General features: G+C 60.7%; 16 protein-coding genes. 12 read left to right on the top strand and 4 right to left on the bottom strand.

Translation table 11 applies throughout. The features are described from left to right. Positions 1-360: 360 nt before the first annotated feature. Entirely contained in the window at positions 361-3,873 is a 3,513-nt protein-coding gene (locus tag CLV84_RS05530) for an AsmA family protein (RefSeq protein WP_104418732.1), read from the bottom strand. Positions 3,874-4,070: 197 nt separating this feature from the next. Here CLV84_RS05530 and CLV84_RS05535 point away from each other — a divergent pair, with 197 nt between their 5' ends. From CLV84_RS05535 to CLV84_RS05555, 5 genes are all read left to right on the top strand, one after another. Continuing rightward, positions 4,071-4,634: an RNA polymerase sigma factor gene (locus CLV84_RS05535; RefSeq protein ID WP_104418733.1), complete on the top strand. Its 564-nt coding sequence runs from the start codon at positions 4,071-4,073 to the stop codon at positions 4,632-4,634. Between the two features lie 6 nt (positions 4,635-4,640). After that, positions 4,641-5,417 (top strand): hypothetical protein, encoded by a 777-nt coding sequence (locus CLV84_RS05540; RefSeq protein WP_104418734.1) that lies wholly within the window; start codon positions 4,641-4,643, stop codon positions 5,415-5,417. Positions 5,418-5,704: 287 nt separating this feature from the next. Further along, entirely contained in the window at positions 5,705-6,133 is a 429-nt protein-coding gene (locus CLV84_RS05545) for a hypothetical protein (RefSeq protein WP_104418735.1), read from the top strand. A gap of 88 nt (positions 6,134-6,221) precedes the next feature. Next, complete coding sequence (locus CLV84_RS05550; protein WP_104418736.1) at positions 6,222-7,013, top strand: DUF1206 domain-containing protein; 792 nt, start codon at positions 6,222-6,224, stop codon at positions 7,011-7,013. Between the two features lie 109 nt (positions 7,014-7,122). Continuing rightward, positions 7,123-7,896 carry a hypothetical protein gene (locus CLV84_RS05555; RefSeq protein ID WP_104418737.1) on the top strand — a complete coding sequence of 258 codons (774 nt, stop codon included), beginning with the start codon at positions 7,123-7,125 and terminating at the stop codon, positions 7,894-7,896. On the opposite strand, the gene CLV84_RS05560 is transcribed toward CLV84_RS05555, so the two are convergent. Continuing rightward, positions 7,893-9,518 (bottom strand): hypothetical protein, encoded by a 1,626-nt coding sequence (locus CLV84_RS05560; protein WP_104418738.1) that lies wholly within the window; start codon positions 9,516-9,518, stop codon positions 7,893-7,895. The two genes, CLV84_RS05555 and CLV84_RS05560, sit on opposite strands and share 4 nt — an antisense overlap. 97 nt (positions 9,519-9,615) lie before the next feature. Between CLV84_RS05560 and CLV84_RS05565 the strand changes: the two genes are divergently transcribed. Further along, positions 9,616-10,761 (top strand): vWA domain-containing protein, encoded by a 1,146-nt coding sequence (locus CLV84_RS05565; RefSeq protein ID WP_104418739.1) that lies wholly within the window; start codon positions 9,616-9,618, stop codon positions 10,759-10,761. Positions 10,762-10,788: 27 nt separating this feature from the next. Here the strand turns inward: CLV84_RS05565 and CLV84_RS05570 are convergent, their stop codons facing one another. After that, positions 10,789-13,509 carry a WD40/YVTN/BNR-like repeat-containing protein gene (locus CLV84_RS05570; protein WP_104418740.1) on the bottom strand — a complete coding sequence of 907 codons (2,721 nt, stop codon included), beginning with the start codon at positions 13,507-13,509 and terminating at the stop codon, positions 10,789-10,791. Between the two features lie 34 nt (positions 13,510-13,543). Then, entirely contained in the window at positions 13,544-14,164 is a 621-nt protein-coding gene (locus CLV84_RS05575) for a hypothetical protein (RefSeq protein ID WP_146088726.1), read from the bottom strand. Positions 14,165-14,478: 314 nt separating this feature from the next. On the opposite strand from CLV84_RS05575, the gene CLV84_RS05580 reads away from it, so the two are divergent. From CLV84_RS05580 to CLV84_RS05605, 6 genes are all read left to right on the top strand, one after another. After that, positions 14,479-15,729 (top strand): erythromycin esterase family protein, encoded by a 1,251-nt coding sequence (locus tag CLV84_RS05580; RefSeq protein WP_104418742.1) that lies wholly within the window; start codon positions 14,479-14,481, stop codon positions 15,727-15,729. 42 nt (positions 15,730-15,771) lie between these two features. Next, positions 15,772-16,584: a DUF3298 and DUF4163 domain-containing protein gene (locus tag CLV84_RS05585; RefSeq protein WP_104418743.1), complete on the top strand. Its 813-nt coding sequence runs from the start codon at positions 15,772-15,774 to the stop codon at positions 16,582-16,584. A gap of 225 nt (positions 16,585-16,809) precedes the next feature. Further along, positions 16,810-19,401: a TonB-dependent receptor domain-containing protein gene (locus CLV84_RS05590; protein ID WP_104418744.1), complete on the top strand. Its 2,592-nt coding sequence runs from the start codon at positions 16,810-16,812 to the stop codon at positions 19,399-19,401. A gap of 141 nt (positions 19,402-19,542) precedes the next feature. Further along, a complete protein-coding gene (locus CLV84_RS05595) occupies positions 19,543-20,904 on the top strand; it encodes a TrpB-like pyridoxal phosphate-dependent enzyme (RefSeq protein ID WP_104418745.1) in 1,362 nt (453 codons plus the stop codon). Positions 20,905-21,026: 122 nt separating this feature from the next. Then, positions 21,027-22,178: a PQQ-dependent sugar dehydrogenase gene (locus tag CLV84_RS05600; RefSeq protein WP_211295172.1), complete on the top strand. Its 1,152-nt coding sequence runs from the start codon at positions 21,027-21,029 to the stop codon at positions 22,176-22,178. Positions 22,179-22,277: 99 nt separating this feature from the next. Beyond that, positions 22,278-23,387, top strand: coding sequence for a site-2 protease family protein (locus CLV84_RS05605; protein WP_104418747.1), 1,110 nt, complete (start codon positions 22,278-22,280; stop codon positions 23,385-23,387). Positions 23,388-24,800 lie beyond the last annotated feature (1,413 nt).

Raw genomic sequence — 24,800 nt, forward strand, 5'->3', positions numbered from 1 at the left:
TGGTGACGGCGGAAGCTGTTTCCGAATGCACGGTCCTTTCCAGTAGCTCCGCCCGCGATGCGCATGCGCATCGCGGGCTTTTTTGCGGGCCAGGGCTATTTCGGTCGGGGGAGGCGTAGTCCGGGGCAGAAAAGGGTACGGTATGCCTGCAATATGGTCGTGATTTAAAAGGGGTACTCAGCGTTTATCCGGCAACCTTATCTCGACCAGCTCCCCACCTGCTCTACCCCTGGCTGCTGGAAACGACGGGGGAAGCCGGTTACCCTGAAATCTTGCCGGGCGGTTTCGCCTACCCAGAATATGGCGATTACCCGCCCGCCGACTGTACCTGGCGCGGCAAGCACTGCAGTCGTATTCTCCCTACTGCGCCCGCCGTGCCGCCTTTCGCTCCTCCCGGTATTGCCGCTTTAGCTCCCGGTATTCTTCCAGGCGACCGCGGTCCTTGAAGTAGCGCCGCCGGCCCAGCCGGAATTTGGTTTTCGTTTCCCCGTCCTTTCCAGCTTCCATGACCAGGTAAACCTTCCAGCCCGCCCGTGCGTACCCCGTGCGCGGCGGTGGTTGGTCCATTAGTCCCCGCCCAATGTTGCGCAGGGGAATGGAAATCAGCATGTCAGGACCGGTTTCCGGGTCGATGGAGCCTTCTACGAAAAATTGGACTCCGGTCGACTGAATTTCCGTACGCGGTATGGAGATCAGGCCGCTGTCGATGACGACCTCTCCCTCGAGGGGGGCAAAGCGCAACTTAGCCAGCCGGTCCGCCATCCAGGCCTTTTTGCCCATCTCGGTTAGTAGGGCCCAGTCGATCAGTTCGGTATTGGTAAGCCGGAAATCCAGGGTGCCGTGGGTACTATCCATGACCAGCTTCCCGGTAGCTTCGTTTAACTTACCCACTACCGATCCGTCGAGGGTTAGGTTTCCGCGCAATGCACCGATATCGTCGGGCAGCTGGAGGCCGAGGTAGGCCAACTCTTCTCTTACCTCTTGCAGGGGCAGGGTATCGGCGGTGAAATGGACGATGAAGGGACTAATCACGGCGGTATCCAGGTCGTAGCTGGCATCGAAGGCTACCCGCCCGTCGGCCAGTTGGAAGCCCGAACGTTCCAGGAGTAGGCGGGTAGAGTCCTGTAGGCGGAGACCGGAATAGAGGTGCACCAGCGGTGCGGTTTCCCCGGTGTACAGGGTGTCGATGGCCAGGCTAATGTCGGGTCGGAAGGAGCGAAGCGCGCCGGCGGCGGTGGAGAATAAGCTTTGGAGGTCGGGGGCCGAATCGGTAGTTTCCTTACCGTCTCCCTGCACGAACCCGCTCAGATCGGACCAGAACAGGCTGGGAGCGTAGGCATCAGCGGTTACGCGGAAGTTTTCCCCGGGCCGGGGGTACAAAAAGGCGTTGATGTTATTCAGCGCACCACTGAGGCTGACGCTACGTTCGGAGCCGTCGGCCAGCAGCTCCATGCGGTACTCCGCCCGGGCGTCGGTAATGTCTACGGCGAAGGAGCGTAGGGGCACGAAAACGTCGGCCGGGCGGTAGGCGATGCGGCTACTGTCGATTCGAAGGCGAAGATTGCCCGTTTGCACCAGCTGGCGGAGATCCGTCGGCGTACCTACCAGTGACAGGTCGATGGTGAAGTTGCCCGTGCCGAAGAAGAAGTCTTCGGCGCCAAAAAGCACGTTCACGACGTGGGGATCCCCGCCGAGGTGAATGTCGGTCACCAAGCCGTTCGGGCCGGGCTCGTAGTCCATCCGCCCGGCGAATAGCTCGCTGCGGCCATCGTGGAAGGCCAGGCGTCCGGTGTTGAAGCCCGGCTCGATGCCGAGACTGTCGGCGATACGTCCTTGATGATCGAAATCGATGCTCAGGTCTTCCGGCAGGGAGTCGATGCCCTCCGGGATGTAAACCCCGAAGTAATCCAGCGACGATCGCAGTTCGTTGAGGTTCAGGTGCTCGGCCGCCAGGCTCAGGTGGAAGGGGGTTTGCCCGTCCATCGCCAGATTTAATTCGGCGCCGAAGCCCACCTGGCTACCCGCCCAGTTGAAAGCGGTTCGTTCCAGGACGAGGGTGTCGCCGTTGAAGTGGAGCCCGGTACCGAAATCGGTAAGGGTAAATACGTCGTAGTAGCCGACGGTGTCGAAGGTGGCGTCGACCTGCGGACTGAAGGTGTGCTGAATCCCGCGGAGGGTTTCCTTCAGGGCCCGGGACTGGGTAGCGGCATCGGTGATCGTGGTGTCGGGGCCGTCCGTTTCGTCTTGCGGAAAATACCCCCCCTGACCGAAGAATGTGAGGAAATCCGTCCAGTTGATCCGTGGTGCGGTTAGGGTAACGTCGGTATTCAGGCGGGCGTCGGGTACGTCGATGAGCAGGGGCGTCAGGTTGTCGACCCGACCGGCCAGGTCGAAGGAAAATCCGTTCGCCAGCGGGGTGCTTTCGATTAGGAAGGTAATATCCTGATCGTTCTTCTCTACCCGGATGGACCGAAAAGGAAAGCTTGCGGCGGCGGGCCGGTAGCCCACGACCAGGTCATCCAGCTGCAGGCTCCCGTCGCTGGTGGTGGCTACGTCCTCAAAGGAAAGCAGGGAAGCATCGACTTGCGTAAGCAACTCAAACCGCCCCCGGTCGAAGAAGAAATCGCGGTTTTCCAGATAGGTACTCACCGCACTGGCCGGGCCGGAGAGCCGCAACGGGGCGCGTAGCACGGCGTCCTTACCGAAAACGGCCACGACCGCCCGCGGGCTCTCGATCCGGGCGCCCAGGTAATAGGCCGACAGGGAGTCCAGCTCGACCCGCAGGTTTTTCTTGCTGCCGGGAATACCCCCCTCGGCGGGGTCAAGGCGGTTGACGATCTCCCCCCGGGTGGAGACGTTCGTGAAATCGTATCCCTTGGCCGTTACGTCCTGGCCGGAGAGGGAGAAATCGATCGTTACTTTCTCGTTCTCGCCGGGTGGGAGCTCGATGGTAGCCCGCACCGGGAAGCGCCCGCTCACGAAGTAGTCGCCCAGCTTTTGTTGCAGGTCTTCGTGCAGCAGCGGCCGGGCCTGGGGGTAACTGGTGCGGTCGTTGGCCACGTAAATAAAGGTGGGGTCGGTCTCGCTCCGGCGGATCTCGGCCGATACGGTGAAGGCTTCGCCACCGATGACCAATTCGGTGGGGCAAACGGTAATTTCCTCCTCGGTGAAGAGAACGTCCACCGGTCCTTCTACGCGGGTATTCTTCAGGTAGCCCCCCTTTTGGGTATTGAAGGCGAGCTGGCCCACGGTGGTGACGAGGTGGCTTTCCAAAATTACGTTGCCGTCATCCGGCTGGAAAGCCAGGGCCTGCAGGGAATCGATGTGTACGTCGATCCATTTGTTGCGGGGGGGCAGGCGGTAGGTGAAGCCGAGGTCCGTCACGCCGATACGTACGCCCTCCCACGCCAGGCGGGGCAATCGCCGCTTGGTAGGGTCCTGCTCCCGGGCGGCCGTGGAATCCCGGTCCAGGAGGGTGCCCGTATTGAAAGTGCCGCTTGAGTCGGCCACCATGCGCAGGCCGCCGCCCGTGAACTGGAGCCGGCGCAGACTGATGGTATCGCTGAACAGGGAAGCGAGACTGAATTCGGCGTGCAGCCGATGCAGCTCCAGGAGGGCCGGGTCGTTGCGGGTAAGCGAACTATCCCGTACGACGAGGCTGTCGATGGTGAGGCTGACCAGCGGAAAGCTTTCCCAGGCGGTCAGGTCGACTTTGCGGAAAACGATATCGAGTCCGGCCGGGTAGGCATACTCCCGCACGAGTTTTTCTTCCTCGGAATTTAGGTAAGCGTTGAGCGCCACGGCGAAACCGGCCAGTAGTAGCACCACCAGACCCAGTAAGATCAGGAACCAGCGGAACAGTCGTTTAACCATAAGCACGCAGCATTACCGGGAGGCGCATTCCGCACGCCTCGGTGTCCTGCCAAGTATACAAACCGGAAGGTCGGGACATCAGTTCGTAAGGTTACTGTGCGTGAAGGGACGTCCGCGGGGGGCAGTCGGCGGTGCGACCGAGATTTCCTACTTTGTGGGGGTTACCTTTCTTTGCGAACCCCATTAATTCATGTAATATGTCCGATGAGGCGCTACTGGCGGCCTTGCGTACGGATACAACGGGCACGGCCCTCAAAACCGTGTACCAGAAGTACCGCGAGCCCTGTATTCGTTTTCTAGTGGGGCGTATTGTCAACCGCGACCACCCCAACCGGCAGGAGGTGGCCACGGAACTTTTCACCGAAGCCCTGATTATTCTGGTACAAAATGTTCGTTCCGGTAGACTGACCGAGCTCTCCGCTCGGCTCGATACCTACCTGAATGCCGTGTCGAAGAATCTGTACCGGAAACTGTTAAGAACCAATCGCGAAGTCTACCTCGAACCCGAACGCCTGCCGGAAGCACTCGTTACCCCCCACGGTGACGAGGAAAATGAAGCCATTCGGCGGGAATTGCACAGAAAAATGCGGGACCTGGGAGACCGTTGTCGTCAACTCCTCGTCCACTTTTACTTTTTGGATCTGGACTGGAAGACGATCGCCGAATTGCTGGGTTATAAAAACGCAGCCTCGGCGAAAACCAATAAAGCGAAATGTATGGTTCGCCTCCGGGCGCTTTACGCAACGGACCCCGCCAAGTAATCAACAATGGAATCCGATTTTCAACTACCACCGGACCTGCTCGACAGGATAGACGCCTACTACGAAGGCGATCTGAGCGCCGAGGAAGCCGCTGCTCTCCGTGCCAGGTTACGGGCTGACGCGGAACTGGCCGCCGCGGCCGCCCGTTACGAAGCGGTCTACCGCCACGGCTTTCGGTCGTCGCCCGACGAGCTAAACAGTCGCGACGCGATGCGCGATACCCTCCACCAACTGGAAGCATCGCTCGAGCCGGTCACCCTCGGCCGGGAGCGTCGGCTATGGCCCCGCATCCTGGGCGTGGCGGCTACCGTGCTGCTATTGCTGGCCGTAGGATGGTGGTTGCTGGCGCGGCCGGATCCGGATACCCGCCTGGCGCAGGATAGTATCGAGTGGTTGCCGCGCGAAGGCGCCTTGCTGGGCCCCAGAGAGGATGCGGAGGAAGGACTCGACGCCTACGATCAGAAGGAGTACGAGCGGGCCTATCCGCTGTTGCGGGCCGGCGTCGCCTCCGGCACACTCGACAGTATCAACCTCCTGTACGCCGGCGTTTCCGCCCTGGCCATTGGACAAGCTGAAGAGGCTCAGCAACTGCTCACGGAAGTACTGGACACCGGGAGGTATCCCTACGACGAAGGCGACCTCCGCTTCTATCTTGCCCTGGCCGAACTGCAACTACAAAACCGGGAGGCTGCGCTCCGGCAACTGCAGCTGGCACGCGATCTGGAAGGCTATACTACCGATGATGCCCGCCAACTGCTCAACCAGCTAGAAGGGGAGGAGTAAGGCGAGGAAATGCAAAAAAGACGATCATTCGAAATAGCCCTGCCTGCGGTACGTTAGATCGTCCGGATGCCTATTCAAGTTTTTGAACCGCTTCCTGCTTGGCTAGCCCGGAGAACGCATCCGCTTTCTTGATGAAAGCAGGATGAACCGAAAGCTAAGCGCGCGAGGCATCCCCTTTTGTAGCGCCCCCTGCACCTGATTACCCTGACGATCGACGCCGCCGACGGCCTGGAACTTTCCGGGGCCGGTCGGTCTGGTTTTCCCGCTTCACTCTCCGTAATTTTGCTATGCGTTACCTCATTCTAGGCATTCTTTTGTCTCTCGGTACGATCCCGGCGGCCTCCGCCCAGTGCCAGCAACAATCCATCCGCTCCCAGCTTACCTCCGTTTCCGAACGCATGAGCGAAATCGGGTATCCCATGATCTACCTGACCTACTGCGGATCCATGGGGAAGAGCGACAGCCAATTCCACGATCTGGAGCTCTACGGCGGCGTTGCCTATAAGATCTTTGCCGTCTGTGACGGGGATTGCCCGGATCTCGACCTAAAACTGTACGATGAGAAGGGCAACCTCGTCGATGAGGATACCCTGGAGGATTATACGCCCATCGTCGAAGTCAGTCCGACGGCCCCAACGCGCTACCGGGCTAAGGTGATCATGTACGAGTGTGAGACCGAGCCCTGCTATTACGCCATACGCGCGGTAGCGGAGTGAGTCCCTTGCCCCCGCGCTTGTCCGTACGAACTCTCAGGGTCGGTTTGCGTACCATTCATAGGAGAACCAATCCCAAGAGAAAAGCTATATGACCAAAATCGCGACTACGGACTGGCACCACCAGCTCTACTTCTGGGGCCACGCCGCCAAAGGCTGCGTGTACGTAATGGTGGGCGGCCTGGCCCTTGCCACGGTAATCGGACAGGCCAGCGGTGGCCCCGAAGGCCCCCAGAAGATCGTGCGCTACCTCCAGGACGAGCCCTTCGGAACCGTCCTCCTCACCGTACTGGCACTCGGACTATTCGCTTACTGTGGCTGGCGCTGGTATAAAGCCCTCACCGACGAAGCCAACGACGGCACCGATCGCGAAGGAATCATGAGCCGCACCCACTACGCGATCAGCGGTAGTATGTACGGTTTACTGGGCGTGTATACCCTCACCCTCGTGATCGGCGGCAGCACCGAAGGCGATAAACAGGCTCTCCTCGTCGAGCTCATGCAGGAGCCTTTCGGTATGGTGGGCGTGGGGTTTCTGGCCCTCGCCGCCCTCTACGCCGCCTACTGGCAGTACGATCGGGCGGTGCACGAAACCTTCCTGAACGATCTGCAGACGGATAAGATGGGCCGGAAGGAACGGGAAACCTACCGCTGGATGGGCAAACTGGGCTACGGATCACGGGTCATCGTCTACCTCGTCTTTACCTACTTCCTCGTCAAGGTCATCGTGGCCCAGGACGCCAGCCAGTATAAGGGACTCGGCGGCGTGCTCCACCTCATCAGCCAGGGCGCCGGTAGTGTATTTCTGGCCCTGATCGCGCTCGGACTGTTCCTCTACGGGGCCTTCGTACTCGTCAAGGCCCGCTACCGCCAACTAAGCTGAGGGCGCCGGAGCGCAGGTGAAAAGCCGGGCGGCGAAGCGAGCGCCCCGACGCAACTGTTTCCGGCCAGGGGATGCGGAAAGTTTCCGGCCCGCCGCTTATCTTAGTTCCATGACTGATCAGTTGTCCGGCATCGCGAATTATTGCTTTCGCTGGTGCGAGCGCTGCCCCTTTACGGACCGCTGCGGCGTCTACTCCCTCGGCAGGGAGTTGGGGGCCGAGGGGAGGCAACAGAACACCATGCCCCGGGCCTTTCCCGCCCTTAGCGGTTCTTACGCCGACTTTCTGCGGCGGTTGGAAAAGCAGTTGATGGTGGATGGCGTAAGCCTGCAGGAGCTGGAGACCGACCCGCCGCTGCCGGTGGCCGAAATAAAGAGTCGCTCCCGCAGCATGGTGATAGAATACCTAAGCGCCTCTCAGTGGACGCGGCCCCTGCTCCAGTCCGCCAATTTCGACGACCCTTCCGTTCAGGCCGCCCACGCCCTCAACTGGTACGTAGTCATGCTGGGCCCCAAGGTGCAACGCTGCCTGCACAGCCGGGAGGAAACCACCGAGCAGGGAGACGGATTTTTTTACGAGGATGCCCGCCGTACCGCCTATCTCACCTTGCTGTGTCTCGCCAGGGCCACCGCGGCCGTCACGGTGCTGCTGGAACGTTCCGTTTCCCCCCGCTCCCGTCTGGTCGGCCTGGTGGTTCAGTTCATCCGGCTAACGGAAAGCATCCGGCGGGTATTTCCCGACGTAAGCCTCTACCCACCGCCTCACTGGGACCAGGAACCATACCTCTCGGAGCAACTGGCGTTTTACGGTGGGGTGCTTCCCCTGCATCCCTTCCTCGAAGGAATGTGGCGCTACGGCGGCGAACGGGCGCCGGGAGGAGGCTAAAGGCAAAAACCCGGAAACTGGGCACCGGTTACCCGCCACTCCTCACCTTCCAGGATGAATTCCATCACGCCGCCCCCCTCGAACACTTCTTTCTCCCCCGAAGCGGCATTTACTACCTCGTAGGCTACCAGGTAAAACTGGATGGCCTGCCGGTCGGTCGGGGGTTCTACCTGCGGCCCGTCGATCACGTCGAAGGCCAGGCCAACGATTTCCCGCCACTGCCTACGCCAGTTGAGGAGGTGATCCAGGCCGCGCTGCCGGGGCACGAGCCGGTTAGCGAGCCGCATTTCCGTGGCCAGCAGGTCGACGGGGAAAGGTACGTCGAGGCGGAAAAGTGATAGTAGGAAGTGCTCCGTCAGCGCTTCGATGGGGTCCATACTGGCAATAACCACCTCGGAGAATGACAGGGCCCGCCGGCTCCCGGGAGGGGGAGGTACGATCTCGAAGTCGAGCAGCAGGTTGTGTAAATAGTCGTAATAATCCTTCGGTTCGAGCTCCTTGGCTTCGTCTTCCACTAGCAGGATGCCGACCCGTTCCAGGGCTTCGGTTAGCCTGCGCGCCTCCCTGGTGGCGATTTGGTTATCGGGAATGTCGCTCGGCAGTAAGATGGGCATATCCCCGAGCAGGCTGCGTACCGTCACGGTATCCTGAGCCGCTTGCTGTTCCTCGAACTGGCGGACCTGCTCCTGGAAAGCTTCCAGCATTTCCAGCGGGAGTTCGTCCGAAGTGTAGGATTGACTGCCCATCTCCGCATCGAAGAGGGCGGTCCGCAACTGCCGTTCGTAGTTTTCCTCTTCGGTGGGCGGGTCGGGGGCCGCGCCCCGGTCGAGGTAAAACAGTTTCCGGAACGCAATCGTGGTCCCTACGCCGGGAGAATGGTATGGGCCACCTGCATTCGGCTTCACCCCGATCAGGCCGTAGTAGGCGAGGTAGTGTTCCAGCAGCCGGAGCTGCAGGGCCGTAGTCAGCTGGGTGCCTGGGAAGTCCCTTTCCAGCAAGGGGAAGGCGCGCCGGAGCCGCTCGCCGTAGAAGGTCGCCGGCCTTTCCTCGGTACCGAACAGCAACAGCAGGTAGGCCAGGTAGCCGAAGACGTGCTGGAGAGCGGACGACTCGGGGTATCCGTCCGCCCAGCCGAGATTGAACAGCTTGAGGTGCTGGCGAAATAGGGTAGCGAAAAAAGCGTGCTCCGAAAGCGCGCGGGCTTTTTTCCCCTTCGCGGTCAGGCTCAGCTTGTTGTGCCGCTTCTTCGTCCAGCCCATGACCAGGGGCAGGTGCTTGGCCACCTGGGCCGGCAGGTAGTCGTCCTCGCCGGAAAGCTTGGTGATGCCGCTATCGATGTCGCGGGCGGGGAGTAAGCCGGTGGCGTACCATTCCTTCACCAGGCCAGCGGGCAGGTTCCCCTTCTTGGTGAGGGGTATATCCCTTTCGGCCAGGCGATCCAGTAGGTCGCGTACGAAATGTACCAGGGGCATGGCGGCCGGCGGGGGCACGTCAGCGTCCGACAGCCGGACGATGCTCCCGCGGTCTAGGAAGTTATGGAGAAGCCGGTGCACCTGGCCCGGGCGCAAACCCTCAAAATCATCGAGGGGCTGGTCGGAAAGGTCTTCAAAGGCAGTAGGCATGTATGGGTGGCGTAGGTCGAAAGAAAGGTAAGATAAAGCGCGGCCCACCAACGAGCTCCACGCCTGCATCCGTCCCTTAAATGAAAATTCTAATTCCATGCGGCTCCTTTCCTGGCTTTTCGTGTCGACTACCCTGCTGCTCACGGCCTGTACGGCGGACTCCTACACCCCCGCTGCCTTGCCGACCACCTTCGAAACAGTTGACGGAAGCGAAAGCACGCCCGACCGGGGGCAACATCCCGCTTCCGATCGCAGCGGGCTCATCACCGCGGGCGAATGGAACGACCTGGATCACTGGGGTTTCTGGCAGGACCTGACCGGACACCAGGAGTACGGGCACAGCATCTCCGACTGGGGCATTCACACGACCGAACGGATCCGTATTCAGGTCACCGACGCAAGCGGCGAACCGGCCCGCGATGTGGAAGTCCGGGCTGCTTCCGGAGGTCAACATTTCACCACCCGCACCGACCACCGCGGTCGGGCTGAATGCTTTTTCGCCACTGCTTCCGATCTCGAGCTAATGGTCGACGGAAGGGAGGTTGACGAAAGGGTGACCGAGGAAGTAAGCGGCGCCATCGTCGTGCGCCTGGACTACGAGACCGAGCGTTCCGGGGCCGTCGACCTGGCTTTTTTAGTGGATGCCACCGGTTCCATGGGCGATGAATTGGAGTTTCTCAAGGATGATCTCCATGCGATCCTGCAGGAGGTGGGAGATAAGCACGCTACTATCCAATTACGGACCGCCGCCGTATTCTACCGCGATACGGACGACGCCTACCTCACCCGCCATTCCCCGTTTACGGAAGACCTCGCAACGATGACGGCCTTCATCGCTCAGCAGTCGGCGGACGGCGGAGGGGATTTTCCCGAGGCGGTTCACACGGCGCTCCAGGTTGCCCTGCATGAACTGCGGTGGTCGACAAAGGCCCGCACCCGCGTCGCTTTCCTCCTGCTCGACGCACCCCCCCACAGTGACGCGCAGACCGTGGCCACCTACCGTGGCCTGCTGGAGGAAGCGGCAGCGGCCGGCATTCACCTCGTTCCCATCGTTGCGAGCGGTATCGATAAGCCAACCGAATTCCTGATGCGCCTGACGGCGATCGTAACCAATGGTACGTACGTGTTCATCACGGACGACAGCGGCATAGGCAACGACCACCTGGAGCCAACCGTCGGGCCATTCGAAGTGGAGTATCTAAAGGACCTCCTGCTGCGCCTGATCGACCAATCCATCGATTAACGGCCAGTCACAGCCTGGCCCAGCCGGCTATCGCTTTCCGCTTAGTAGTTTCTTGAGTTCGGCGTAATCCTCCTGACCCTCGAACGGCTTGTCACCGGCAATGATACTGGTGGCGATTTCGTGGCGGGCCTTGATCGTGGCGTCCTGATTCGAGCGGGCGGAAAAAATCAGTTCGTAGGCGCCGATCCCTGCCTCCTCGTAAAGCGCTTCGCTCGGCCGGAAAGTGAGGATCAGGTCCTTGCCCACACGCGTCGTCCCGTAATCGATGGTATCCGCGTTGGGGTGGAATAGCCCGAGGTCGAAATGCTCGAAGGGAAAATCCTCGAAGAGCATGGAATAGAAGGGAGGACACAGGGCCACTTCCTCACACCCCGGGCAGCGGTACTTGACGAGACAGTTTCTCGGAATGGGATCGCGCCCGTAACAGGGAAAGCGCCCCCCGCAGTCGATGCCGATGCGGAAATCATCCAGGTCGAGATCGATACACAGGGCCGGGTTCAGCAAACAGGGGCTTGCGGCGGCGGGCGGTGACCCGGCGATGCGCATCCGGAACATTCCCCGACCTTTGGTGCCGATGTAAACGTTCAGGCCGTTATCGCCGAACGGCATGGGGGCTTCTTCAAAGTGGGCGAACTTCGGACGTGGCACCTGGATGCCCGACGGGTCATCGGGGTCGGTTACCGGCCGCCAGCTTTCCCCCCCATCGAAGGAGATGAACAGTCCGGCATCGGCGGCGCCCGCCACAATCACCTCCTCATCGTACGGATTGAAGGCAACGAGACTGGGTTGCAGGTATCTTCCCCGGGGCGTCAATTCCGAGGTGATCGAATACCGGTACGTACCGCCGCCGGTCATGAGGTCGTCCAGTTCGGGCAGTGCATCCCAGGAAGCTCCCCCGTCTACACTCAGGAGCATTTGGGGCGACAAACCGGACACGAAGTGAGAGGCGATGATACGGTCGGGATTGGTAGGGTGGGCGTCGAATACTCCGAATCCGCCCCTGCCCCCCGGCGGGTCGACGGTCGTCCAGGCGCCGGTGACGGAGAGGCCGTCCTTCCGTCGGACCCGATCGCTTCCGCTCCCGTCGCCCGCCCCGATCTGGGCGTATACCACCACGTTACCCGAAGATTCGGTCGCGACGTGCAGACCCGAGACGCTGGCCGGTACGTTGGAGGACCCCAGGCTGTTCCAGGTGATCGGATTGGCGCGAATATTGGTGGTGAAATACACCCCGGTTGAGGTAGCGACGATGAACCGGTTGCCACCGGCGTTCACGATTAGGTCGCCATCGAAGAAGGGGCGCACGTTTCCCGGAGGATAGGTGTTGATCTCCCTGCCTCCGACCATGTCCCGATCCCGCAGAAAGAGGAGGTTAAAGCGGCCGGGGCGGAAGCAACAAACGGAATACAGTACGCTACTCCGGTTCGGTGCCACGTCGAAGCCGTCGCAGCAGTCCCGGTTATTCCAGATGGGATCCGGACTGCTTGCGTTAGGGGTGACGTAGGTACCATTGTCCATTAAGCCCGCGTACAGGTATTCACCGGGTTCGCTATTGAATCCCGCCATACCGAATACCCACAGCGCCCGGACCGTGGTGGCGGGTTGTTCCCAGGCGGGGGAGTGACAGCCCGATCCACCGGCCGTATTTAAGTAGACCCCACCGTCGGAGGCCATGGCTACCGGGCAGGCGTCGACCGAAACCGTGGGGTCGAAGAGGATGTCGCCCAAATCGTTGTGCCCCCCGACGGTTCTCGTGAAGGGGCCCGTCCAGGTATTGTCCGGGCAGCGGGCGCTTCCACCGGGGGCGGGGTCAGCGGGGGTGGAGCAGCTACAGCGGTGCAGGTCGATATCCCCGAACCACAGATCGTAGGCCGTGCCGGTCCGGTTGTTGACCTTCACGAAGGGTATCCTGCCCTGGGGGGCGGGGTTGACCATGGTGTTCCGCCAGGTTTCCCCGCCGTCGGTGGTGTGGAAGATCAGGGTGCCGACGGTAGCGAAGAGCACGTAGTCCTCGTCGGGGGATACGGCGATCGTGGCGATTCCCGACGGGAGCGCATTCGCGGGGTCGGAGGTGGTCGTCCAGGTTAGTCCGTTATCGGTGGACCGGAAATGCCCATCGTCCCCAACGATGTCTACGATTCCGTTGTGTACGACGACGTCCATGATCCGGTCGGGGGAGTTCCGGGGAGTTGGGTCCACGAAATTCCACGTGGCCCCTCCATTGGTGGAGATGGCCAGCCCGCAGCTCGTGCCTGCGTACACCCGATCGGGGTTGTCACGATCGAAGGCGATACCGTAGCCGGATAGCGTTTCGGCTTCCACGGCCCTTTGGCAGAAGCCGGTGGGCGGGGTAAAGGATGCCGGCCTGGTCCAGCTCGTTCCCCCGTCGGTGCTGCGGTTAAGCCCGGACAGGCTGCTCAGGCGGCCGTCGTAGGTCGAAGTGGCCAGTACAACGTTCGGATCGGCGGGGCTTACCTCCACATCTACCGTCAGGGTAGGGAGGTGGCCGTCGAGGCGCTCCCAGTTGTTCCCGCGATCCCTGCTGCGGAAGAGACCACCCAGCTCACTCGCCGCGTAAAGGCTGTTGCCGTCACCGCTAATGGCGAGCTTGTTTACCCTGCCACCGGAGGCCCCGTTCGGGTTGGTGGCGTCGAGGGTGGAGGAGGTGGGGTTGATTTCAGTCAGCGTGATGGACTGTCCGGAAAGGGTAGACAGTAATAGCAGTGGCAGGATGGGAAGAATTCTCATGGCAATAGGGGTTGGTAGGTAAGCGGGAATCCGGTTAGCGATCAGGAGAATCAAAGGGGCAGACGGGGGCGTCGAACCGAATGGTTTGACCGGGGAGCCAGCTGTCGTCGGTGGGGGAGAAGGTGGATACGCGCAGGTAATACGTCATACCGGGAACCAGCCCGGCCAACGCGAGGCGATTCCCCCCGCTTCGGTTTTCGGTGGTGAAGTCACGGACGCGTACGTCGGCCAGGCTGCTGGTCAGATTAGCGGCCCGCCCCTGTTCGGCGGTGAACTGGAAAGCTTTCTTCTCGCCGGGAAGGAGGGTGTAAAACAGGTCTTGCTCGAACCCCTGCTTGTAGGGCGTCAAATCGATTCGGTAGGCGGTTCCCCGTTCCTGGACCTTGGCCCAGGTGACCAGGACGAGGCTTTCGCGCGGCAATTCGACATCGCAGTCCGGGGAGACGACCAGATCGGGTATTTCCTGCAACTTGGCGGCGTCAACCGGTAGATTGGCCGGTGGCACCCGATCGGTGATTCGGGTGCCGGACGGGCATCCGGTAAGGAGTAGGCACGAGACCAGTAGCAGAATGGAAAACCGGAGCGGGGTGGCGGAATCCGGAGGAAACAGCGTGGGAGAGGTAAACATGTCGATGGGGTATGCAGGTGAAGACATACCACCAGGTATGGTCGTTGCTCCGGCTTTTGCCCCCGGCCCCCAATCGGGGGGAGGATGCCCGATTCACTGCGATGTCTAGCGGTATGCGGTGAAGTAGTATCGCTCTCTAATGACGCACCGAAGCCGTTCGTTACCCGCACGGCACCTCCCCACCGGCCAACTTCGCGGCAATACGTCCTGCCGGTCAGTCCGTTGGCGGGGGGCGGCGAAAAATTGCCTCGCCCGGGGAGGGCCGAGCGGGAGGGGCCTACTGCCGCCGTCAGCCCACCGCGGCGGCGGCGGGGGCAGCATAGCGGGTCTTACCTTTGGACATGCGCTTCCTGATCTTGCTTACCCTTTCCTGGTTTGTTTGCCTCCCGCGCGCCGGCGCCCAATGTCCCGACGGTTTGGAAAAATACCTGACCGGATTTTCCGGGTTGGAGGCCGGCGCGTTCTCCTTCCTTGACGATCAGCTCGACAGCGTATCCGTACTGGGCTACGGCGAGGATACCCACGGTTCGGCCGAGTTCACCCTTCTGGCGGGGGAACTGCTGAAGTACCTGGTGGAGCAGCACCGCTTTACCGGTATCGTGCTGGAAACGATGGTGGGGGAGGGGGCCTATCTGGATGCCTACGTACAGGGGGAGCGCGACGACCGGGACTATCTCCTCAACGAGATCAACAGCAGCTGGCGCTACCGGACGGAGGAGTTCGTGGCGCTGCTGGAATGGATGCGCGCCTATAACGTCGGCCACCCCGACCGGCCGATCCACCTGTACGGTAGCGAGATGCAGTTCGTACAGTCCGACGCGCGGCTGGTGGCGGATTACCTCTCCGCCCTGGGGCACGAGGTGGAGGTGGCCGCCTACGACAAACACCTCTGGCAGCGGTTCAGTCCGGAGGAGAAGGCGGCGCTCTTCAATAATTACCGGCAGTTGCTGGATTACGTGACGGTCCACGGCCCCGAACTGGTAACGGCGAGTTCCCGGGACGCTTACGAGGACATGTTGCGCCACGTGGAGGTCATCGGGCAATTCGTACTCGTCATCAACCAGCCGCGCGAACGCCACAAGCACGATCTGCGGGACCTGTACGCCGCCGAGAACCTGCTGCTACTCCTGCGCGACGGGTCGCGCGACGTTCGCTTACTCTACTGGGCGCACAACGCCCACGTTGGCGACTGGGTGAGCAACGGGCAGGTGGACGTGACCGGCCACCAGCTGGCCAAGCGGATGGGGCGGGGGTACTATGGATTGGCGACCGACTTCGGGAACGGGGAATTCGTAGCCCTGGCGCCGCGGGGTGAGGTGTGGGCCGACCAGGTCATTTCGTTCGAGCTGGACCCGACCACCTTTACATCCTGCCTGGCCCGGACCGGCAAGCCCTACAGCTTTCTGGATCTCCGGGCGGCCCGGAAGGACCCGGCCCTAAAGGCTTCCCTCTCGGGTCCGCTGAAGGTTATGGCCGGTGCCGGGGCACAGTACTACGGTCAACCGACGATCGAGGAAAACATGGGTAGCGCCTTCGACGGCATCCTGTACCTGGACCGGGTGCAACCCATCAACCGCCTCCCCCGGGAGTGAAGCCAGCCGGGCAACCCGTACCTTGGCGCCAACCCATCCGCTATGCGTTTCTCACTCCTCACCGTGTTGCTCTTTCTCACTTTCGCGGCCTGTACGGGCGATACCGATCCCGTTACGGATAACCCGGGTAACTCGGTGGATTTTCCCATTGAGGAAGCGCCCCTCACCCTGGATCCCTACACCTTCGAGGATAGTGTCGCGCTGCGGTCGCACGGACCCTACTTCACCTACCGCCTGAATACCGTAAGGGCAGAGGGTGGATCCCAGGAGCTGCGCCGCCTGATCAACGATACGTTGAGCGCCCGGCTATTCGGCTTCGTCGTATCCGATAACCTCCCGCTGGATACCGCCGTTAAGGCGTACGTCAACCCGCTCTTCGCGGACTACACCAGCCAGGACGTACAGGAAGAATGGTTGCAGGAAGCTCCCCAAGCCCTCAGTCGGCAACAGGAAGAGCGGACCGAGGTGGTGTACCGGGGCGACAGCCTGATCGTGTTCGGCCACCAGTACTACGAATACACCGGTGGCGCGCACGGCATGTCGTTCACTACGCTGCTGCCGTTCCGGGTCGATCCGCCGCAATTCCTCACCTATGACGACTTTTTTGCAGCGGGAACGGAGGATGCGCTCAGCCGGCTCCTGACGGCAAAGGCCATGGAACACCCGGACCGGGTGTTCGGGGATTCCATTCCCGTCACCCGCAATGTCGCGCCCTTACCGGACGGGATGCGGTTCTTGTACGATCCGTACGCGATCGGTCCGTACAGCTCTGGGGAGATCGCCCTGGACCTGCCCTACGCCGTGCTGGAAGGAATACTACGGCCGGGGGTGGCCGACCTGGCGCGCTCTTGGTAGACGGTCGATTCGGGGGGCGGCGATGACGGACTGGATAGCCCAACCAGCCGACCCATAGAGCGGTGATTCGACCGATCAGCGGGGGTAGCCCCAGGCGCGGGGTGCGGGTACTTCACCCCAACTAAACCGTTTTAGTGGTAAACCGTCGAGTCGAAACGCCGGATTGTCGAATCGCCCCACACGGCGTACACGTTCGGCCTTCCTTTGCCGCTATAACCCCGAGAAATGAAAACCTATTCGTATTCCAAAATTGTGATGTGTGTCGCCTTGTTGCTGCCGACGATCGCCCTGGAGGCTAATCCTCTGGGCGCGGACGCGGGAGCGACGGGCTTTTTCACCGGCCCTATTGCCTGGAACCCCGCCGCCGGCTCGATTACGGGGCTGGTGGTTGACGGAACGGATAATTCCCCCGTGGCCTACGCTACCGTCAGTCTGTATAACGCCGCGGAGGAGTTGGTGAACGGCACCATCAGCGATGAGAACGGTCAGTTTACCGTTACCGACGTAGCCGACGGGACCTACCGCGTGGAGATCTCCTTTCTGGGCTACGAGGCCGTATCGGTTCCCAACGTGACCGTGGCGGGTGGCAAAGCGGCCTCCCTCGGGACCGTCACCCTCGGTGCATCGGCCGAGCTTTTGGAAGAAGTGACCGTAACCGGACAACGTTCCCTGATCGAGGAAAAAGTGGACCGCCTGGTCTACAATGCCGAGCAGGACCAACTCAGTAAGGGGGGCGATGCCAGCGACGTACTGCGGCGGGTACCGCTGCTCCAGGTAGACCTGGACGGCAACGTAAGCGTACGCGGCAACCAGAACATTCGGGTGCTGATCAACAACAAGCCTTCGACGATTATCGCCAGCAGCGTGGCGGATGCGATGAAGATGATCCCCGCCGACCAGATCAAGAGCGTGGAAGTCATCACCAGTCCCTCGGCGAAGTACGACGCCGAAGGATCGGGCGGTATCATCAATATCATTACTAAGAAAAACAGCCTCGCGGGTTACTTCCTGAACGTGGATACCGGTATTGGCATCCGAGGCTCTAACCTCGGCCTCAACGGCAGTTACCGCCGGGGTAAGTTCGGGGTGACCCTTGGTGGATTCGGCCGGGCGTTTTACAACAACTCGGAGACTTCCCTGGTCCAGCAATTTACGGATAGCCGCAGCGAACAGTACGGCGAAGGCAGCGACAACGGCCTTTTCGGCCGCTACAACCTCGGCCTCGATTACGACCTCACCGACAAGATGTTCCTCTCCGGTGGCGTGCGTTTCGGCATCCGCAACTTCGACCGCGACCAGCTACAGACAACCAATGTATTTGCCGAGGAGACGCCGATCTCCACCTTCCTGCGCGACATCGAAAGCGAGAGCGGTGGCAACAGCATCGACTTCAACCTGGATTACCTCTACGTCATCAAACCCGGGCGCGAGCTGAGCATCTCCACCCTGTATAGTACGACCGACGAAAACAGCAACTTCATCTCCAGCAACCTCGACGGACAAGAGACCGTCCTGAGCCGCCTGCAGAATCTCAACGACAATAACAACCAGGAGATCACCCTGCAAACGGATTACATCCACCCCATCGGGGAAACCCAGATCATCGAGGTCGGTGCCAAGGGCATCCTGCGGCAGGTGAACAGCGACTTCAGCTACCTGAGCTCCGAAGGCAACGGTGCGTTCACGCTCGATCCTTCCAATCCGGCCGGTACGCTTGACTACAGCCAGGATATCGCCGCCGCGTACGGTGCCTATACCCTCAGCCTGCCCGGCGACCTGACCGTGAAGGCCGGCCTCCGCTACGAACAGACGATGATCGATGCCACCCAGAATAACGAGGGCATTGAAATACCCGACTATAATAACCTGGTACCGAGCGTCAACTTCTCGAAGCGACTAGGCCAAACCACTACCGTAAAGGCTGGCTACAGCCGCCGGATCCAGCGTCCCTGGCTGCGCCAGTTGAACCCTAACGTCAACCTGCAGAACACCCAGAATATCGAGGTCGGTAACCCACTGCTGAGCCCCGAACTGACCGATAACTTCGAGTTGGGCTACAGCAACATGATCGGCAAGACCTACCTCAACCTGTCCCTCTTCGGACGGAACACCGACAATGCCATCAACGAGGTCCGCACCCCGATCGATAGCCTGGACGGGGTGCTGCTGACCACCTACGAAAACATCGGAAAAGAACAGGCCGTCGGCGCCAACGTCTTCCTCAACCTGTACCTCACCAACCGGTGGACCGTCAACGGCGGATTCGACGTCGATTACGCTCAGCTGGAAGGGCAGGTGACGGGCGTAGACGGAATATCCGTCACCCAGACCAACTCCGGCTTCAACTACGGCGGCCGGCTAATGAGCCAACTGAAGCTGAACAAAGGCTGGACCGCGCAGGCTTTCACCTTCATGCGGGGCCGCCGGGTTCAGCTACAGGGTTCCCGTGGCGGGTTCGGTATGTACGCGCTGGGGATGAGCAAGGAATTCAATGATGGCCGCGGCACCATCGGCCTCTCCGCCGAAAACTTTGCTGGCCGGGGCTGGACCATCCGGAGCGAACTGGAAACGCCGAACTTCACCCAGGTGCGGGAAGACCTGCTCCTCAACCGCAACGTGAAGCTCACCTTTAGCTACAAGTTCGGCGAACTGGAAGCAGACCGTGCTCGCCGCAAAACCCGTTCGGTGACCAACGACGACCTCATGGGCGGCGGTGAAGACGGCGGCGATGGCGGAGGAGCCGCACCCGCTCAGGGCCGCCGGGGTGGAAAAGCGCCCGCACCTAAGAAGGAGCGCAAAAACAAGAACAAGGAGTAACCCTCCGACCGGAATTTAGTGAGTGTAAGTGCCTGCTGCTTAGGGCACTCCCCATCGAGCCCCCGCGCCAGTTTCGGCGGCGGGGGCTTTTTCGTGTGTGGCGGGGATTTTGTATTCTTGGTGTATTCAATCACCTTCGACATGCAACAGCGTAAAATCACCCTCTCCGAATCTGAGATCCCCGACCAGTGGTACAACATCGTGGCCGATATGCCCAACCGACCGCTGCCGCCGCTCCACCCGGGAACGCGGGAGCCGATCGGTCCCGACGCCCTCGCCCCCCTCTTTCCGGAAGAGCTGATCAAGCAGGAAGTGAGCACGGAGCGGTGGATCGACATTCCGGACGAAGTGCGGAACATCTATTCGCTGTGGCGGCCAACGCCCATGTACCGGGCGTACGGACTGGAAAAGGCCCTGGATACGCCCGCCCGGATCTACTACAAATACGAGGGGGTAAGTCCGAGCGGCTCCCACAAGCCCAACACCGCCGTGGCCCAGGCCTACTACAACAAGGCAGCCGGGGTGAAGCGGATCACCACCGAGACCGGTGCCGGGCAGTGGGGTTCGGCCCTCAGCTTCGCTTGCCAGCACTTCGGCCTGGAATGCGAGGTCTACATGGTTCGGCTCAGCTACGAACACAAGCCTTATCGCAAGGTGATGATGAATACCTGGGGCGCTACCGTATATCCGTCTCCCTCCGATCGGACGGAGGCCGGGCGCAAGGTGCTCGCCAAGGATCCGGATACCACCGGCAGCCTGGGTATCGCCATCTCCGAGGCCGTGGAGCGGGCGGCCACCGACCCCGATACCAAGTACGCGCTGGGCAGCGTGCTCAACCACGTTTTACTTCACCAGACGATCATCGGGCAGGAAGCCCTGCTCCAGATGGAAAAGGCCGGGGAGCTGCCCGACGTCGTGATCGCACCCTTCGGCGGTGGGTCCAACTTCGCGGGTATTGCCTTTCCCTTCCTGCGGCTGAGCCTGACCCAAGGAAAACAGATCCGCTGTGTGGCCAGCGAACCCGCCAGTTGCCCCAAATTGACCCGCGGCCAGTTTCGCTACGACTTCGGCGATACGGTAGGCATGACGCCGCTGCTGCCCATGTATACCCTCGGCCATAATTTCGTTCCGGCGCCCATCCACGCCGGCGGACTCCGCTACCACGGCGCGGGCGTCATCGTGAGCCAGCTGCTGAAGGACGGGCTCATCGAGGCCCGCGCCCACGATAACCTGGAGGTATTTGAAGCCGGCATCGCCTTTGCGCGCGCCGAAGGGATCATTCCCGCCCCCGAGGCCGCCCACGGCATCGCCACGGCCATTCGTGAGGCGGAGCGCTGTAAGGAAGCCGGGGAGGACAAGGTGATTCTCATTAACCTCTGCGGTCACGGCAACTTCGACATGAAGGCCTACCAGGATTATTTCGCGGGGAAGATCGAATCCCACGAGCTCACGACCGCGGAGATCGAAAGCTCGCTGGCGGAACTGGACACGCCCCTGGCCTAATTCCCGGGCCGGGGCCTTGGCAGGTTTATCACCCCAGCGTAAAGCTACCGACCGCGGGGCCCGAAAGGATGCCGGATACCGAACCCGGGACCGCGGGTGGACATAGTAGAATAAAGAACACTATGCAAACTCCGCTCCCGCGCTCCGGCGCAAATCCCCTTATGCTGGCCTTTCTTTGTCTTTTCCTCTCCTGGGCCGTAACCGGTCAGAATGGGGAAGCCTTGACGGAAGCCGGTCCCGTAAAGATCGTGCCGATCGTCGACGGCCTCGAGCACCCCTGGGGAATGGCCTTCCTGCCCGACGGACGCATGCTGATCACCGAACGGGCGGGCCGCCTCCGGATCCTGCAGTCGGACTCGACCCTATCGGAGCCCGTAGAAGGAATCCCGGAACTCCTCTCCTACGGGCAGGGCGGTCTGCTTGACGTGGTGCTGGACCCCGACTTTGAGGAGAACCAATTCGTGTATCTATCCTTCGCGGATGGGGGGCAGGATTCGATGGCCTCCTCCGCCTTCGGCCGCGGCCGCTGGGTCGACGACCGGATCGAGGACTTCGAAACCCTCTTCGTACAGAACTACAAACTCCAGGGCCCCAACCACTTTGGCGGTCGCATCGAGTTCACCGACGACGGTATGCTGTATTTCACCATGGGCGAACGCTTCCAATTCGATCCGGCCCAGGACCTGAGCAATCACCTCGGTTCCATCGTGCGATTGAATACGGACGGTACGGTACCCGACGATAACCCCTTCGTCGGACAGGAAAACGCCCTGCCCGAGATCTACTCCTACGGACACCGCAACATCGAGGCCGCGGCCATCGATCCGGCTACCGGCATGCTGTGGGTCACCGAGATGGGCCCGATGGGCGGCGACGAATTCAACGCCGTGGAGGCCGGCAAAAACTACGGATGGCCGGTAGTCAGCTGGGGCGACAACTACGACGGAAGCAAAATTCCCGATCCGACCACCCGCCCCGAATTCGCGGACGCGGCGATTCACTGGTCGCCCACGATCTCTCCCTCGGGCATGGTTTTCTACACGGGCGACGCCTTCGAAGCCTGGCAGGGTAACGCGCTGATTGGTGGACTGACCGCTAGCGGCATTGTCCGCGTAGCCGTAGATGGAACGACCGCCGAGGAAGTGGAACGCATCCCGATGGGCGTGCGGGTTCGCGAAGTCGCCCAGGCTCCCGACGGAACGATCTACGTGCTTTCCGATGCGGAGAACGGACAACTCTTCCACCTGCGTCCCTTCGACGAGAACGGAAAATAAACTACGTTCGCTATTCCCGGACTGTTGCCCCGCCCCAAGGAGGCAACAGTTCGTGGATTGGCAGACCCAATGGAATAGGCGTTCATAAGGCTGGATACTATGACCTGGACCTTCCGTATCGGCCGCGTGGCCGGCATCGACGTGAAACTGCACTGGACCTTTCTCATCCTGCTGGGATGGGTATTTCTCAGCTACTTTCGCCAAAGCGGTGAATTGGCGGACGGCCTGACCGGCGTGGGTTTCATCCTGGCGTTATTCGGCTGCGTCGTGCTCCATGAATTCGGTCATGCTTTGGCCGCGCGGCGCTACGGGGTCAATACGCGCAACATCGTGCTGCTGCCCATCGGCGGCGTCGCCAACTTGGAGCGGCTACCGGAAGAACCGAAGGAAGAGCTTATCGTGGCGGCCGCGGGACCGGCGGTGAACGTGGTGATTGCCGTTATGCTGGCCGCCATCATCGCCGCTACGGGCGGTTTGCCGGACCAGGAAACGCTGGAGTCCATCACCCTGCCTTCCGGGCGGAACTTCCTCATCGGCCTCCTCAGCGTCAACATTCTGCTCGTGCTATTCAATCTGATCCCGGCCTTCCCGATGGACGGCGGCCGGATGCTCCGGGCGGTACTCAGCATGAAGTTCGACCGGGCGAAGGCCACGAACATCGCCGCCAAGCTGGGGCAGGCCCTCGCCATCGTTTTCGTTTTCCTGGGCTTCTTCGGCAACTTCTGGCTCGTCTTTATCGGGCTGTTCATCTACCTGGGGGCCGGCGGGGAGAACCGCGCGGTTGGCATGCAGGCTTTGCTCGAGGGGTATCACGTAGCGGACGCCGTGATGCACCAGTATACCGCGCTGAACGTCCACCAGACCCTCGATTATGCGGTCTCCGTACTCCTCGACGGACAGGAGCGGGACTTCGTGGTCCTGGATGACGGGGAACCCGCCGGCATCCTGACCCGCGACGACCTCATCCGCGGCCTGAAGGAACACGGTCGCGACGGCCGCATCGGTCAGGTGGCCCGCCGCCCCGATCTGCTGGAGCTCGACGCCGACAGCGAACTGCAGCTGGCCTACCAGCAACTGCGGGCCAGCTCCACGCCGATCTGTTTCGTGCGCGACGCCATGGGCCGCATCAGCGGGGTGCTGAACCTGGAAAATATCGAGGAGGTACTGTTGTTGCGGCGGGCGCTGGGGAATACGAAGAATCGACTTTGAAAGTATGAAGGCGGAAGCTCACCGGACAAAGTAGAAAGGGGAACGGAAGCTTTTCCGGGAGTACGCGTCTTTGCGCCGGGGGGCGGAAGAAATGGTGGCATTAAGGCTTCGTGGCAACGGTCTAACGAGACGTATTGGCTTTCAGTGGGGTGGCGGAGTTCCGGTTTCGAGTAATACCCACACGTGAAATACTGGCTATCGCAAACAATCTCCCGTTTGACCGTTCCCGGAGCTGGAACTAGTTGACACCGGGAACCCATCTTTTTGCGCCGGAGCGCAGGTGCAGCAATCGAAACACAGCGGAATCAGCCACCCCAACCTTTTGTTAGTCCGCCGAGCCGGATGTCTTTGGGCAGTATCGGTGCCGCCAGGAGGAGCAATTAATGGGTGCAAGCAAGCTGGTCGATACCACGGTTACCCGACGGCGGATGCGAAATCACGCTGGTGAACTGGCTGTTTGGGTAAACTTATGATGCAATTACCCGCCGCATCGGCTTCGTAGAAGTAGTAGGGCGTTTGCGTTTTCAGTAGCCGCATCCAAACGGTAAGTACGTCCGCTCGGTCTGTATTCAATCGGGTTATTTTACCTTCGGAAAGGACTAAATCCACACCACCTCGAATCTTTTCCGTGTCCCAATAGATGCGTAGGAGATAATCGGGAAAATCATAGGACGTTTCTGGGGAATAGGGCAATGGGCCGGATCAAAGACTCGGGACAATGGGGTGATATAGCCCCTGGATTACAAGGAATAGGGCTGAAGTTTAACGGAGTGTTCTCATAGTATAGGGCTATTCGTCTTGAGGAGGTATCATCGATCTCGGTTGAAGCTGCCGCAACTCAAACTGTTCATAGTGTTGGAATGCCAGGTTTAATTCGTTGATAGTAAATATAGGGGGGCTAAACCGCCGCTGCTGCATCCACAGGGATGTTTCAGATATATCATAAAAATAGGATCGGCGTTCAATCCAACAGGGTGAACATGTGAACAACGTTCACGTATTCAGGCATCTATAAATTGGTGCAGGAACATGTTTTGGTGGGTAGATTTTGGGAAGGGTAGGAGTATCCCGCAGGCTCGCTGCTTAGGCTTTGGAACGTAGTGGGAAACCTTCGCTATCCGTTGACTGCCCGCGACCAAGGGCCCCTGTCCGTTGGTTTTCAGGTCGGACCCCATTACGATCGGCTCTTCCTGCCCCCAGCAACTCTCGACGCAGCCATACGGCCACTCAGGAGAGCATTTAGAACCGGTTAGGTCATGCGAGCATTGCTCGGCAATTTGCGAATCCGCTCATCCACTTGTGCCTTACACTGAGGCAGCCACGTTGCTACGGGCCTTTTTCCACCTAAATGAAGACCGCCCCGAAATTCCTTCGGGGCGGTCCGCATATAAGATCGAAAGTGAAGTAGCCGGA

The sequence above is a fragment of the Neolewinella xylanilytica genome (assembly GCF_002934605.1).
Classification (GTDB): Bacteria; Bacteroidota; Bacteroidia; order Chitinophagales; family Saprospiraceae; genus Neolewinella; species Neolewinella xylanilytica.

Bases quoted from the DNA above. Each gene is read 5' to 3' on its own strand.
- CLV84_RS05580 (WP_104418742.1), top strand. From the start codon at position 14,479: ATGCGCTTCCTGATCTTGCTTACCCTTTCCTGGTTTGTTTGCCTCCCG.
- CLV84_RS05565 (WP_104418739.1), top strand. From the start codon at position 9,616: ATGCGGCTCCTTTCCTGGCTTTTCGTGTCGACTACCCTGCTGCTCACG.
- CLV84_RS05605 (WP_104418747.1), top strand. From the start codon at position 22,278: ATGACCTGGACCTTCCGTATCGGCCGCGTGGCCGGCATCGACGTGAAA.
- CLV84_RS05530 (WP_104418732.1), bottom strand. From the start codon at position 3,873: ATGGTTAAACGACTGTTCCGCTGGTTCCTGATCTTACTGGGTCTGGTG.
- CLV84_RS05555 (WP_104418737.1), top strand. From the start codon at position 7,123: ATGACTGATCAGTTGTCCGGCATCGCGAATTATTGCTTTCGCTGGTGC.
- CLV84_RS05590 (WP_104418744.1), top strand. From the start codon at position 16,810: ATGAAAACCTATTCGTATTCCAAAATTGTGATGTGTGTCGCCTTGTTG.
- CLV84_RS05595 (WP_104418745.1), top strand. From the start codon at position 19,543: ATGCAACAGCGTAAAATCACCCTCTCCGAATCTGAGATCCCCGACCAG.
- CLV84_RS05535 (WP_104418733.1), top strand. From the start codon at position 4,071: ATGTCCGATGAGGCGCTACTGGCGGCCTTGCGTACGGATACAACGGGC.
- CLV84_RS05585 (WP_104418743.1), top strand. From the start codon at position 15,772: ATGCGTTTCTCACTCCTCACCGTGTTGCTCTTTCTCACTTTCGCGGCC.
- CLV84_RS05570 (WP_104418740.1), bottom strand. From the start codon at position 13,509: ATGAGAATTCTTCCCATCCTGCCACTGCTATTACTGTCTACCCTTTCC.
- CLV84_RS05550 (WP_104418736.1), top strand. From the start codon at position 6,222: ATGACCAAAATCGCGACTACGGACTGGCACCACCAGCTCTACTTCTGG.
- CLV84_RS05575 (WP_146088726.1), bottom strand. From the start codon at position 14,164: ATGTCTTCACCTGCATACCCCATCGACATGTTTACCTCTCCCACGCTG.
- CLV84_RS05545 (WP_104418735.1), top strand. From the start codon at position 5,705: ATGCGTTACCTCATTCTAGGCATTCTTTTGTCTCTCGGTACGATCCCG.
- CLV84_RS05540 (WP_104418734.1), top strand. From the start codon at position 4,641: ATGGAATCCGATTTTCAACTACCACCGGACCTGCTCGACAGGATAGAC.
- CLV84_RS05560 (WP_104418738.1), bottom strand. From the start codon at position 9,518: ATGCCTACTGCCTTTGAAGACCTTTCCGACCAGCCCCTCGATGATTTT.
- CLV84_RS05600 (WP_211295172.1), top strand. From the start codon at position 21,027: ATGCAAACTCCGCTCCCGCGCTCCGGCGCAAATCCCCTTATGCTGGCC.